The sequence below is a fragment of the Caballeronia sp. EK genome, assembly GCF_014384845.1.
Classification (GTDB): Bacteria; Pseudomonadota; Gammaproteobacteria; order Burkholderiales; family Burkholderiaceae; genus Caballeronia; species Caballeronia jiangsuensis.
Map to the genome: position 1 here is coordinate 677,421 of NZ_JACSUE010000004.1, position 12,469 is coordinate 689,889.

Sequence of the window (12,469 nt, forward strand, 5' to 3'; positions counted from 1 at the left end):
CGACGATGCCCGAAGTACGCTTGCTGGTCGATGCGAACAATCATCTCGGAGAAGGGCCGCTTTGGGACGTCAAGGAGGAGCGTTTGTACTGGATCGACAGCACGGCGGCGGAGATCTATAGCTGCCGTGCCGACGGCAGCGACGTGAAGCGCTATTTCGTGCCGCGTCATATCGGCTCGATGGCCTTGCGCGAGCGAGGCGGCGCGGTGGTCGCGCTCGCCAACGGCCTGCATTTCTACGACTTCGACGCGCAGACCGTGCAGTTCATCGCCGACCCGGAAAGCGACGATCCCGAGACGCGTTTCAACGACGGCAAGGTGGATCGGCGTGGCCGCTTCGTCGCGGGCACGATGTCCTACGACTTCGATCGCTACGATGCCGATCGCGGCCAGCGCTCGACGCGCAGCGGCGGACTCTACCGGCTCGATACGGATGGCAAGGTCACGCGCCTCGACAGCGGCATCAGTTGTTCGAACGGCCCATGCTGGAGCCCCGACAACAAGACGTTCTACTTCACCGACACATACAGCAAGGAGATGTACGCGTACGACTATGACATCGAAACCGGCGCGGCAACGAACAAGCGTTTGTTCGTCTCCGCGCACGACATGGCCGGCACCTTCGATGGCGCGACCGTAGACGAGGAAGGTTATGTCTGGTCCGCGCTCGTGTTTGGCGGCCGCATTCTGCGCTTCGCGCCCGACGGCAAGCTCGATCGCATCGTGCCGTTCCCCGTGCGGAATCTGACGAGCGTGATGTTCGGCGGACCGAATCTCGACATCCTCTATGTATCGACGATGGGCCGCCCGATGTGGGGCATTCCGCAGAAGGAGCGCGACAAGGGCGGCTTGTTCGCGGTGACGGGCCTCGGCGTGCGTGGCATTCCGGAGCCGCGTTTCGCGGGTTGATGCATGAGCGTTATCATTCGGGCCTCAGGGTCACGAACGGTATCGCCCGATATGGATACGAACAAGCTCATCGCGTCGCTGCCCGCGCGCATCGACGCGATCGTCTCGCGCGGCGCGCAGGCGCATCCCGATCACATCGCGTTGCATGAGGACACGCGCACGCTGACGTATGCGCAACTCGACGATGCCGTCGATGCGCTCGCCGCGCGTCTTGCAGCGGCGGGCGTGCGAGCCGGCGATCGCGTGATGCTGATCGGCGAGAACAGCGTCGCGCTCGTCGCATCGCTCTTTGCCGCGAGTCGTCTCGATGCATGGGCGCTCGTCGCGAATGCGCGCCTGTCCGCTGTCGAGCTCGATGCGATCCGCGCGCATGCGACGCCGCGCATCGCGCTCTATACCGTCGAAGCATCCGACGATGCCGCGCGTCATGCACAACGGGACGGCGCCGCGATCGAATCGCTCGACGCAACGCCGATCGGCGCGTTCGCGCTGAGTGCCGTCGATAATGCTTCCACGCAAGAACCGCACGGCCTGCCTTCGGACCAGCAATGCGCGGCGCTCATCTACACGACGGGCACGACGGGCGCACCGAAGGGCGTGATGCTGTCGCATCGCAATCTGCTCTTCGTCGCGGCGGTATCGAGCACGCTGCGCCGCGTGAATTCCGGCGATCGCGTCTATGCCGCGTTGCCGATCTCGCATGTGTTCGGGCTTGCGTCCATGTGCCTCGGCTCGCTCCATGCGGGCGCGTCGCTGCGGCTCGCGGCACGTTTCGATGCCGAGCGCGCGGGACGCGTACTCAGCGAAGAACGCATGACGATCTTTCAGGGCGTGCCCGCGATGCACGCGAAGCTGATCGATCATTTCACGCCGCGCGGCGGGCTGAATGCGCCGTCGCTGCGATTCGTCTATTGCGGCGGCTCGCCGCTCGACATGACGCTGAAGGCCGCTGCCGAAGCGTTTTACGGCGTGCCCTTGCACAACGGCTACGGCATGACCGAAAGCAGTCCGACCGTGTCGAACACATTGCTCGATGCGCCCGCGCACGATTCTTCCGTCGGTCCGTTGATACCGGGCGTCGAGGCGCGCATCGTGCCGCTCGCGCAAGCAGACGACGCCGACGATACCGGCGAATTGTGGATTCGCGGCCCGAACGTGATGCTCGGCTACTACCGCGATGCGGCACAAACAGCGGCGACGGTGACCGCCGACGGCTGGCTCAAAACCGGCGATCTCGCGCGCTTCGAGAACGGCAATCTGTATATCGTCGGACGCAGCAAGGAACTCATCATCCGTTCTGGCTTCAACGTGTATCCCGCCGAAGTGGAGCAGGCGTTCAACAGTCACCCTGCCGTGCTGCATTCCGCCGTGATCGGGCGAAGCGCGGTGGGCAACGAGGACGTGCTCGCGTTCGTCGAACTGAGGCCGGGTTGCATGGCGGACGAGCGCGAACTCGCTCAATGGGTAAGCGCACGGCTCGCACCGTACAAGCGGCCTTCGACGATCCGCATTCTCGATGCGCTGCCGGTGTCCGCGAGCGGCAAGGTGCTCAAGCATCGGCTCGGAATGCTCGCTAGTTAATCGCGGATGCAACCGGCTCGATCGCGCCTTTCGTGTCCTCGCCGGCGCCGCCCAGCGACTGGAAGAGCGCGGCCGTGTCTGACAAGCGATTCGCTTGCGCGACCGCGTAATCGAGCTGCGTTTGCAGCGCCTGACGTTGCGTGTCGAGCAGATCGAAGCGGCTCACACCGCCCGCCGTATAGCGCGCGCCCGTGGTATCGAGGTTCGCTCGTGCTTCGCTCGCCGCGATCTCGCGCGCCTGCACGGTGCTCGCGTCGTTCTGTAGCGCGGTCAGACTATCGGCGACTTGCTGTAGGGCTTCCAGCACGGTTTGTCGATAACCTTGCATGGCTGCATCGTAGGCCGCTTCCGCCGATCGCTTCTTCGCGCGCAGTTCGCCGCCATGAAACAGCGGCTGCGTGAGATTCAGCCCGACATTCCATACGTTCAGGCTGTTGAGCATGTCGTGGATATTCGTGCGCTGGCTTCCCACGCCCGCCGACAGCGAGAACTTCGGATAGAGATCGGCCGTCGCCACGCCGACATTCGCGCTCGCCTGATGCAGCAGCGCCTCGGATGCGCGGATATCGGGACGTTCGCGTGCGAGCGTCGAAGGCAGCGTGAGCGGAACGCTGTCCGGCAGACGCAGCGAATCGAGCGTGATCGCATCGAAATCGGCGACGGACGGTTCGACGCCGAGCAGCACCGCAAGCCGATGATCGGCCTGATCGCGCTGCGTGACGAGCGATGGCAGACCCGCGCGCGTTTGCTCGACGAGCGTGCGCTGGCTGCGCACATCGAACGATGCGACGCCGCCCGCTTGCAGGCGGCCTTCCATGATCGACAACTGCCTCATCTGTGCATCGACGAGGCGCTCGGTGAGCGTGATCTGCTGCTGCAATGAAGCGCGCCGGATCGCGCTCGCGACGACATTGCCCGCGATCGAAAGACGCGCCGCGTCGAGTTCGAAGGACTGGTAATCCACTTGCGCACGCAACGCTTCGAGCGCGCGCCGCTCGCCGCCGAAGACATCGAGCGTGTACGACACGCTGACCGATGCATCGTAGAGCGTGAAAGGACCGGGGCTCGGAATGGGCACGCCGAACGCGGCGGGGTCCACCTTTTGACGCGTGCCGGAAAGCGAGGCATCGACGGCGGGGAAGTATGTCGCGCCGGCTTGCGCGCGATAGTCTTCATGCGCTTGCAGAAGCTTCGCGCGAGCTTGTTCGAGCGTCGGGCTGTCGTTCAATGCGCGATCGACGAGACGGTTCAGCGCATCGGAGCCGAATTGCGTCCACCAGCGCGGCAAAGCATGATCGATGGCGGGAAAGCCTTGCATCGCGACGGAAGTCTTGACATAGGTCTGCGTCTCGGGCGGCGCGGGCGCGTGAAAGTCGGGGCCGACCGTGCAGCCGCACAACACGAGCGCGCAAAGGGAAAGAAGCGGTTTCATCGACGTCTCCCTAATCCAGCGTGCGCCGGTAGAAGCGCAGCGCAATGCACATCACGATCACGGTGAAAAGCGCCATCGGCCAGACCGAAGGCCATAGGTCCGCCCAGCCGCTGCCCTTGAGCAGAATGCCGCGTATCAGGCGGTTGAAGTAAGTGAGCGGCAGAAGATTGCCGATTAACTGCGCCCACGCGGGCATGCCCGCGAACGGAAACATGAAGCCCGAAAGAAGGATGTTCGGCAGGAAGTAGAACATGGTCAGTTGCATCGCCTGAAGCTGATTTTGCGCGAGCGACGACAGCGTGATGCCCACCGTCAGATTCGCGGCGATGAACAGCAGCGCGGCGAGATAGATCGCGAGGGGATTGCCGACGAACGGCACATGAAACACGAAGCGCGTGGCTCCGAGAATGATCGTCGCCTGAATGAGGCCGATGAACACGTAGGGCACGATCTTGCCCGTCATCACTTCGACGGGGCGCACGGGTGTCGCGAGCAGGTTCTCCATCGTGCCGCGTTCGCGTTCGCGCGTCATGGCAAGGCCCGTCATCATCACGAGGGTCATCGTGAGGATCACGCCCATCAAACCCGGCACGACGTTGTATTGCGTGATGCCTTCGGGGTTATAGAGGTTGTGGACCTGCACGTCGAACGCGGCGGGCCCGCCATTCAAACGCGCGAGCGGACCGGTGAGGTCCTTGCTCGCCACCGATTGCACGAGCGCGGACAGTGAATTGCTCGCCTTGCTGACCGCGTTCGGATCGGTGGCGTCGGCTTCGACGAGCAGCGCGGGCCGCTCGCCGCGCAACAGCTTGCGCGAGAAGTCGGCGGGAATGTCGAGCACGAAAAGCACGCGGCCTTGCGCGAGGGCGCGGCGGCCGGCTTCGTCGTCGGGCAGTGTTTCGACGATATCGAAGTAGTCGGAGTGCTCCATCGCGGCGATGAAGCTGCGCGAAAACGGACTCTGATCGCCGACGATCACGGCTGTCGGCAGATGCTTCGGGTCCGTGTTGATCGCATAGCCGAAGAGCGCGAGCTGTACGATCGGCAGCCCCACGATCATGCCGAACGTGATGCGGTCGCGCCGTAGCTGGAGAAACTCCTTGATCACGATGCTCCACCACCGCGTGATGGAGAAGCGCGCGAACAGTGCGAGGCCACCGCGCGCTGTCATGACGTCACCTTGAAGTTGTCGGTCGAGTGGCTCATCAGATAGATGAAGACGTCTTCCAGCCCGGTTTCGATGCGCTCCGCTTGGGTTGCGCCGTCTTTCGTCGCGTCACGCACGGCCTGTTCGAGCGCGGCGTGATCGCTGCCGCTCACATGCAGCGCCGAGCCGAACACGACCGTCTGGTCGATGCCGGGCGTCTTGCGCAAGCGCTCCGAGAGCGCACTGAGATGCTGACCGTGAATGCTCCACGTAGCGAGATTCTGCGACGCGATGACTTCGTTCGCGGTGCCTTGCGCGAGCAGCTTGCCGTAAGCGATATACGCGAGCTTGTGACAGCGCTCGGCTTCGTCCATGTAGTGCGTGCTGACGAGCACGGAGATGCCTTTCGCAGCGAGACGATGCAGCTCTTCCCAAAAGTCGCGGCGCGCGGTGGGATCGACGCCCGCGGTGGGTTCGTCGAGCAACAACAGTTTCGGCTCGTGCAACATGCATGCGGCGAGTGCGAGCCGTTGCTTCCATCCACCCGAGAGCGACCCCGTCAGTTGCTTCGCGCGGCTCTGCAAGCCCAGCGCTTCGAGTGCGCGATCCACGGCTTCGCGGCGGTTCTTCATCTGATACATGCGCGCGACGAAGTCGAGATTCTCGCGGATGGTCAGGTCTTCCCAGTACGAGAAGCGCTGCGTCATATAGCCGACGTTGCGCTTGATCTCCTCACTCTCGCGCACGATGTCGTAGCCGAGACATGTGCCGCTACCCGAATCGGGCGTGAGCAGGCCGCACATCAGGCGGATGGAGGTCGTCTTGCCGCTGCCGTTCGGACCGAGAAAGCCGAAGATTTCGCCGCGCGCGACCTGCAACGACACATCGTTGACGACATGCTTGTCGCCGAAACGCTTGTTGAGATTGTGTACGTCGATGACGTAGGGCGTGTCCTGCGCCTTCATTGCAACCTCACCGCGACGGGTTGGCCGGGATGAAGCTTCGCCGCATCGGCGGGTTGAGGATGCGCCTCGACCATGAACACGAGCTTCGCGCGATTTTCGTTGCTATAGATGACGGGCGGCGTGTATTCCGCCTGATTCGACACGTAGGTGATCTTCGCGGCCACGTCTTCCGCGCAGCCGTCGCAATGAATCGATACCGCGCGCCCCGCCGCGAGACCGCCCACCGCGTTCTCCGGCACGAAGAAGCGCACCTTCACATTCTGCGGCGGCAGCATCTGCACGACGGGCGTGCCCGCCTGCACCCATTCTCCGACGCGATAGAGCGTGTCGTACACGAGCCCGTCCGCCGGCGCCTCGACACGTTTTTGATCGACTTTCCATTGAGCCTGGACGACGAACGCCTGCGCGGCGGCCACTTGTGCGCGCTGCGCTTCGATCTGCTGGGGACGGCCGGGCAAGCGTGCGATATCGACCTGTTCGGCGAGATCGCGCACTTGCGCGGCGGCGGCATCGGCATTGGCGCGGGAATCGTCGAGTTGCCCTTTGGCGATGCCGCCGGCACTGAACTGCGCCTCGTCGCGGCTCAGTTGCAACGCGGCCTTGCGGGCGTTCGCGCGCGCCTGCGCGAGTTGCGCGCGCACCGAAGCGACCTCCGGCGCGCGTTTGCCTGTGAGGATGTCTTCGAGTTGCGACTGCGCGGCGGTGAGTTGGCGTTGCGCCTGATCGAGCGCGGCGGTTTCATCGACGGATTCGAGCGCGAACGTGCCCGTGCCCGCTTTAACCGTTTGCCCGCGCGAGACGGAGAGCGCGGCGAGCTTGCCCGATTGCGACGAGCCGAGATAGACGAACTCTCCTTCGACGTAGCCTTGATAGACGTCGCGATCCTGATGAGAGCACGCCGCGAGTGCCACGGCGAAAAGAAGATAGAAGGTTATGCCGGTCATGCGGCTCATGGCGCGCTCCATGATCAGGTATCGTTCAGTGTCTTGGTTGGTGTACCAAACAATAAACGAGTCGAGTCGTTACTGTCAAGCGGTGGGTGCGTGGGACGCACGCTCCTGCGTACAAGACAAGGATAGGAGAGGACGGCGCCGGCGAGACGCCTGGCGTGGCGTTTAGAGCGCTTTGACGATGAAAGAGGCGATGAGGCGCGGCTCGTCGAACATGGTCGCGAGTTCGAAGAAGAACAGGAACGCGAGCATGTAGCCCACGGCGGGCCAGTGTTCCATGAACCGCACGAAAAACGGCGCAAAGCGCGAGCGCAGCGGGGCGCGCGTGACGATCCATGCCGAGACCGCGCCGATGGCCGCGCCCGCGATCACATCGGTCGGATAGTGCAGCCCGAGATAGACGCGCGGCAGGCACACGAGGATGATGCAGTGCAGGATCGCGAGTACGCCGATCCATCGCCAGACGAGAAAGATGCCTGCTGCGATAGCCATCCACAGGGCGGCATGATCGCTGGGAAAGGAACTCCACATGCGCAGAAAACTGCCCGTCTCGCTCGTCAACGGGAAGGTCAGGTGAATATTCGGATCGTAGACGGGGCGCAGTCGGAAAGGCAGCGCGAGCGCAGCGAGTCTGCCGAGCAGAAACGCAATGAAGCCCGACATGAGAATGGCGACGACCATCTCGCGTCGCCATTGCTGGGAGTCGCCGGCCTTGAACCAGATCGCCCAGAGAATCGCCAGTGGAAGGACGCCTTTCGTTAGGTAAAAATCGGCAATCGCGTGGACGGCATGAGTAAAAATGACGGACGAGGCCGCAATATGCACGAGCCAGGTCTGGATCGACGTGTCAAAAGCATTCACGCGACACTTCTCCGTCCATTTATGAACATTCGATGAAAAGCGTACGAGTGCGAGCGCACGTTGTTAGTGCGCCGCCTCGCATAACTCGTCGGACAAACGCAAGCAAGCGGGACGATGAGAGTAGGACGCACGCGTGGGCAGGCATCGCGTGTGCTTCGCCGATACTGCAATGAGGCGAATTCGACAGCGACATGGATACTCTTCTAAAGATCGCGCAGGACTGCGGCTTTTCGGTGGTGCTGGAAGGCCGGATCGGCAACCAGGAATACAACAGCGTGAGTGGTCCGCTGCAGGCATTGGAGAAGTTTGCGGAAGTCATCCGCGACGCGGCCTTGCAGGAGCAGCCGCGCCAGAACGAATGACATACCGCGTCTAAAGCGATCTGCCTTCCGATGCTTCGTGCGGAATCATCCATCCGAAGAAGACCTGGGCTTCGATGAGATTGCCATCACGAATGGTTAGAACTTCCGTGTTGCGAAACGCGCTGTCGTCCTTCATGCGCAGGTCGTAGGTGACGAACACATGTTCTCCGTCGCGCACGAGATGAACGAAAGTGAATTCGGCGATCGTGCGCGAATTCGGCCAGCATCGCGCAAAGTAGGTCGCCCGGTCGAGCCGATTGTCGCGTGGACTCGTGAAGTGGAAATCGTCTGCGACGAGTGCTTCGATCGCATCACGGTCTTTCGTGACATAAGCATCATAGACGCGCTTCGCTATCGATATCGGATCAGGGATGGTCATCGGGTATCTCCTTTGTCACGGCGCGTGCTTCTTCGTTTGCGCCATTACCATGTCGACGAATGAAGATGCTATCGCTCGACATCATTTTCCAATTGGCGTATCCGGATGTAACCTTTGCGCGTTTGCAGCATTCGCATAACATTGCGATATCCGCGTGAATTGACATCGATAACAACGGAGACGCCACGATGAAGGGAAGAAAGGGTCAACGCCTGCTTGCGCTGATGATCGGCGCATCGCTGTTCGGGCCGCTTGCGGCGCAAGTCGCGCTCGCTGATGCGCCCGCGGACGAAACGATTGCCGTCGCGGGGCTCTCACAGCCATCGGACATTCTGATCGACCGCTGGGGCGTACCGCACATCTACGCGGCCAACGACAGCGATGCGTTCTTCGTGCAAGGCTTCAATGCGGCACGCGATCGCATGTTCCAGATCGATCTCTGGCGCAGACGCGGACTCGGCGAGCTCTCGGAAGTATTCGGCCCGGCCTACGTGGAGCAGGACAAGGCCACGCGGCTCTTTCTCTATCGTGGCGACATGGCGACCGAATGGCAGCGCTATGGTCCCGATGCAAAGCCTGCCGCGACGCGCTTCGCGGCAGGCGTCAACGCGTATATCGACTGGCTCGCGGCGCATCCGGACCGCATGCCCTATGAATTTCGCAAGATCGGCTATTGGCCGGCGAAATGGAATGCCGACGACATCGTGCGCATTCGCAGTCACGGTCTCACGCGAAACCTGACGAGTGAAGTCGCGCGTGCGCGCGTGGCCTGCAAGAGTTCGCTCGATGCGGATGCTTTGCGCTTCGGCCTTCAGCCGCAGTGGAAGGCCCAGATGCCTGCCGGCCTCGATCCATGTCTCCCCGACGATGTCCTCAAGGTCTTCACGCTCGCCACGCAAGGCGTGCGCGTGACGAAAGAGTCGATGAAAAGCGCGGATGCATCGACGACACTGATCGCCGCCGCCGACAATCCCGAGGAAGTCACCGAAGGCAGCAACAACTGGGTGATCGCACCATCGAAGTCGGCAACGGGGCGCGCGATCATGGCGAACGATCCGCATCGCGCGTACGCGGCGCCGAGCCTTCGGTACATCCAGCAGATCAGCACGCCAACGCTCGATATCATCGGTGCGGGCGAACCTTCCGCACCGGGTATTTCGATCGGTCATAACGGTTCGATCGCCTACGGTCTCACGATCTTCAATATCGATCAGGAAGATCTCTACGTGTACGAGCTGAACCCGGCGAATCCACGGCAGTATCGATACAAGGGCAAGTGGGAGCCGATGCGCGTAGTGCACGAGCAGATCGCGGTGCGCAACGGATCGCCCGTCAACGCCGAATTGCTGTTCACGCGTCACGGGCCCGTGATCTATACGGAAGAAAGCAAACATCGCGCATTCGCGGTGCGCACGGCGTGGCTGTCGCCGGGAATGTCGCCGTACTTCGATTCGATGCGCTACATGCGCGCGAAGAATTACGCGCAATTCAAGGCTTCGCTTGCGACCTGGGGCGCGCCGACCGTCAATCAGGTCTACGCGGACAAGGACGGCAACATAGGTTGGGTGCCGAGCGGACTCGCGCCGATACGCCCGAACTGGGATGGCCTCATGCCCGTGCCCGGCGATGGCCGCTATGAATGGGCGGGCTTCTGGCCGCGCGACGCGATGCCCTCCGTCTATAACCCCGCGCAAGCCTATTTCACCACGTCGAATGAAATGAATCTGCCGGCGGGTTATCCGTATGCCGAGCGCAAGCTCGGTTTCGAGTGGACCAACGGCTCGCGGCATCAGCGTATCGACGAGGTGTTGAAGTCGCTGCCCAAGGTGTCGATCGAAGATTCAGAGCGCTTGCAGAACGATATCGTTTCGATTCCGGCGCGCAGGCTCGTCGCATTGCTCGCACCGCTTTCGAGCGATGACGAAGACACACGCGCCGCACTCGCGATGCTGAAAGGCTGGGATGCGCACATGGGCGCGGATTCACCGCAAGCCGCGCTCGAAGAAGTGTGGCTGTCGCGCCATCTCGGACGCACGTTCAAGGAAGCGGTGCTGCCGAAGAACGCGGCATCGTCGTTCGGTGCTCCCGACACGGCCGTGATGCTCGATACGCTCGAACATCCTGAAGCGCGTTTCGGCGATAACGCGCAAGCCAGACGCGATGCGGTTCTGCTTTCGAGTCTGCGGGATGCCTACGGTGAAATGCGGCATCTGCAAGGCGACGATGCAAGCCAGTGGCAATGGGGCAAGCTCCAGACGAACCTGAACGCGCATCCTCTGGCCGATGTCGTCGATGCGGATATGCGCGCGAAGCTCAACGTCGGGCCTATCGGAAAGGGAGGCAGCGCTTATACGCCGAACCAGTCGACCTATCGTGCGAGCGATTTCCGCGAGACCAACGGGCCTTCGTTTCGTGTGGTCGTCGATGTCGGCAACTGGGACAACTCGCGCGCGGTGAATCTGCCGGGCGAATCGGGCGACCCCGATAACCCGCATTACCGCGATCTCGCGCAGATGTGGCTCGACGGACAGTACTTTCCGTTGCTGTATTCGCGCTCGGCCGTCGAAGCCGCGACCGAGAAGCGCGTGCATCTCGTGCCGGACGCGCATTGAGCATCGGCTTCGCGGACGTCATTGTTGCGAGATCGGCAAGGCATCTTCAACGCGAGCAGCGATGATCTTCGCGGCGGCTTGCGTCACAATTCGATCGCGGTGGACGGGCGCTGGCTGGCGCCTTGCCGGACTCCTCATCCGGTTCGTCCGCCGCGCTCCCATCCTTCACTTCCTTCGACGCCGACTTACGTTCGACGCAAATCGTGCGTCGGCGTGGGAATAGATCGCGGCATGTCCGGGTTAACCAATCGAAGCCTCTACGCTTGAAACCTGGATCGAGTGAGTCGAAGCCGCGCAAGGGCCCTGTGCGTTCGATGAGGTTCGTGGATCGCGTGCGATCCGGTCAACCTTTTCTGTCGGAGTGTGAACATCATGAACGCCATCGCCAAATTTGTCGTTTCCCTCGCCGTCGTCGCCGCGCCCACGTTTGTTTTCGCGCAGAGCCAGAACGCTCCGCTGACGCGCGCACAAGTGAAGGCCGAGCTGGTCCAGCTCGAACAGGCCGGCTATTCGCCCGCCATGGGAGAGCAAGCCGACTATCCCGCCGATATTCAGGCCGCGGAAGCGAAGGTCGCTGCACAAAAGAATGCGAACGCAACGAACGAAGCCTACGGCGGCACGAGTGCCGGCGGCGCATCTTCCGGATCCGGCTCGATGCGCACGCCGATGTCGATGAAGCATGGTTCGATGCCGTCGTCGGAGTGCGTCGGGCCTGCGGGATTCTGCACGCCGTTCTTTGGAAGTTGAGTCGTCGGGCGATTATCGAGCGTGGAAAGATCGGTAAAGGCTTTCCACGCTCGCAATCTCCGCATTGAAGTTTTTGACGTGCACTTGCGGCTTCAGAAAATAATTTGCGTGGGGGGCTTGCGAGGAGATCATCGGCCCGTCATAATCTCGTTTCTCTGCTGCTGATGCAGCGACGCAAGACGGAAGTTGAGGTAGTGAATGTCTTGCGATGTGCTCTTTAAAAACTAACAGCCGATAAGTGTGGGCGCTTGATAGCGAGTGCGGTTTCAGTCTTTTGGGGCTGAGACAACAAGCAAAAGTATCAAGAGTCTCACACGAAGTATCAGAGGAAGGTTTTTCATCTTTAAGATGAACAATCATCGTCAGAACGTTGAGTGAGCGACCGGTTTCTAACGGAACCGAAAAACAGTAACAGGTTTGAACTGAAGAGTTTGATCCTGGCTCAGATTGAACGCTGGCGGCATGCCTTACACATGCAAGTCGAACGGCAGCACGGGGGCAACCCTGGTGGCGAGTGGCGAACGG

Annotated in this window: 11 protein-coding genes and 1 rRNA gene; 6 read left to right on the top strand and 6 right to left on the bottom strand. The window is 61.8% G+C overall.

Features of this window, described 5'->3' with window-relative positions; translation table 11 throughout:
• Positions 1-5 precede the first annotated feature (5 nt).
• A complete protein-coding gene (locus IAG25_RS15355; RefSeq protein ID WP_187605593.1) occupies positions 6-908 on the top strand; it encodes an SMP-30/gluconolactonase/LRE family protein in 903 nt (300 codons plus the stop codon).
• 51 nt (positions 909-959) lie between these two features.
• Positions 960-2,489: a class I adenylate-forming enzyme family protein gene (locus IAG25_RS15360; protein WP_187605594.1), complete on the top strand. Its 1,530-nt coding sequence runs from the start codon at positions 960-962 to the stop codon at positions 2,487-2,489.
• Here the strand turns inward: IAG25_RS15360 and IAG25_RS15365 are convergent.
• The 5 genes from IAG25_RS15365 to IAG25_RS15385 form a co-directional block, all read right to left on the bottom strand.
• Positions 2,482-3,921 carry an efflux transporter outer membrane subunit gene (locus IAG25_RS15365; protein WP_187605595.1) on the bottom strand — a complete coding sequence of 480 codons (1,440 nt, stop codon included), beginning with the start codon at positions 3,919-3,921 and terminating at the stop codon, positions 2,482-2,484. The two genes, IAG25_RS15360 and IAG25_RS15365, sit on opposite strands and share 8 nt — an antisense overlap.
• A gap of 10 nt (positions 3,922-3,931) precedes the next feature.
• The gene (locus IAG25_RS15370; protein WP_187605596.1) at positions 3,932-5,092 is read right to left on the bottom strand and encodes an ABC transporter permease; all 1,161 of its coding nucleotides are present in this window, start codon (positions 5,090-5,092) and stop codon (positions 3,932-3,934) included.
• Positions 5,089-6,033: an ABC transporter ATP-binding protein gene (locus IAG25_RS15375; protein WP_187605597.1), complete on the bottom strand. Its 945-nt coding sequence runs from the start codon at positions 6,031-6,033 to the stop codon at positions 5,089-5,091. The genes IAG25_RS15370 and IAG25_RS15375 overlap by 4 nt, the downstream gene beginning before the upstream one ends.
• Positions 6,030-6,986 carry an HlyD family secretion protein gene (locus tag IAG25_RS15380; RefSeq protein WP_187605598.1) on the bottom strand — a complete coding sequence of 319 codons (957 nt, stop codon included), beginning with the start codon at positions 6,984-6,986 and terminating at the stop codon, positions 6,030-6,032. The genes IAG25_RS15375 and IAG25_RS15380 overlap by 4 nt, the downstream gene beginning before the upstream one ends.
• A gap of 162 nt (positions 6,987-7,148) precedes the next feature.
• Complete coding sequence (locus IAG25_RS15385) at positions 7,149-7,844, bottom strand: phosphatase PAP2 family protein (RefSeq protein ID WP_187605599.1); 696 nt, start codon at positions 7,842-7,844, stop codon at positions 7,149-7,151.
• Positions 7,845-8,035: 191 nt separating this feature from the next.
• On the opposite strand from IAG25_RS15385, the gene IAG25_RS15390 reads away from it, so the two are divergent.
• A complete protein-coding gene (locus tag IAG25_RS15390; protein WP_187605600.1) occupies positions 8,036-8,206 on the top strand; it encodes a hypothetical protein in 171 nt (56 codons plus the stop codon).
• 10 nt (positions 8,207-8,216) lie between these two features.
• On the opposite strand, the gene IAG25_RS15395 is transcribed toward IAG25_RS15390, so the two are convergent.
• Positions 8,217-8,585, bottom strand: a complete 369-nt coding sequence (locus IAG25_RS15395; protein ID WP_222946503.1) for a nuclear transport factor 2 family protein — start codon at positions 8,583-8,585, stop codon at positions 8,217-8,219.
• A 224-nt stretch (positions 8,586-8,809) separates the two neighbouring features.
• On the opposite strand from IAG25_RS15395, the gene IAG25_RS15400 reads away from it, so the two are divergent.
• The 3 genes from IAG25_RS15400 to IAG25_RS15410 all read left to right on the top strand — a co-directional run.
• On the top strand, positions 8,810-11,197 hold the full coding sequence (locus IAG25_RS15400) for a penicillin acylase family protein (protein ID WP_375336525.1): 2,388 nt from the start codon (positions 8,810-8,812) through the stop codon (positions 11,195-11,197).
• 372 nt (positions 11,198-11,569) lie between these two features.
• On the top strand, positions 11,570-11,944 hold the full coding sequence (locus IAG25_RS15405) for a DUF4148 domain-containing protein (RefSeq protein ID WP_187605602.1): 375 nt from the start codon (positions 11,570-11,572) through the stop codon (positions 11,942-11,944).
• Between the two features lie 419 nt (positions 11,945-12,363).
• Positions 12,364-12,469, top strand: a 16S ribosomal RNA gene (locus IAG25_RS15410); the annotation flags it as partial.

Excerpts from the sequence above, each read along its gene's own strand:
- IAG25_RS15365 (WP_187605595.1), bottom strand. The coding sequence starts at position 3,921 with ATGAAACCGCTTCTTTCCCTTTGCGCGCTCGTGTTGTGCGGCTGCACG.
- IAG25_RS15395 (WP_222946503.1), bottom strand. The coding sequence starts at position 8,585 with ATGACCATCCCTGATCCGATATCGATAGCGAAGCGCGTCTATGATGCT.
- IAG25_RS15355 (WP_187605593.1), top strand. The coding sequence starts at position 6 with ATGCCCGAAGTACGCTTGCTGGTCGATGCGAACAATCATCTCGGAGAA.
- IAG25_RS15390 (WP_187605600.1), top strand. The coding sequence starts at position 8,036 with ATGGATACTCTTCTAAAGATCGCGCAGGACTGCGGCTTTTCGGTGGTG.
- IAG25_RS15370 (WP_187605596.1), bottom strand. The coding sequence starts at position 5,092 with ATGACAGCGCGCGGTGGCCTCGCACTGTTCGCGCGCTTCTCCATCACG.
- IAG25_RS15400 (WP_375336525.1), top strand. The coding sequence starts at position 8,810 with ATGATCGGCGCATCGCTGTTCGGGCCGCTTGCGGCGCAAGTCGCGCTC.
- IAG25_RS15360 (WP_187605594.1), top strand. The coding sequence starts at position 960 with ATGGATACGAACAAGCTCATCGCGTCGCTGCCCGCGCGCATCGACGCG.
- IAG25_RS15380 (WP_187605598.1), bottom strand. The coding sequence starts at position 6,986 with ATGAGCCGCATGACCGGCATAACCTTCTATCTTCTTTTCGCCGTGGCA.
- IAG25_RS15375 (WP_187605597.1), bottom strand. The coding sequence starts at position 6,033 with ATGAAGGCGCAGGACACGCCCTACGTCATCGACGTACACAATCTCAAC.
- IAG25_RS15405 (WP_187605602.1), top strand. The coding sequence starts at position 11,570 with ATGAACGCCATCGCCAAATTTGTCGTTTCCCTCGCCGTCGTCGCCGCG.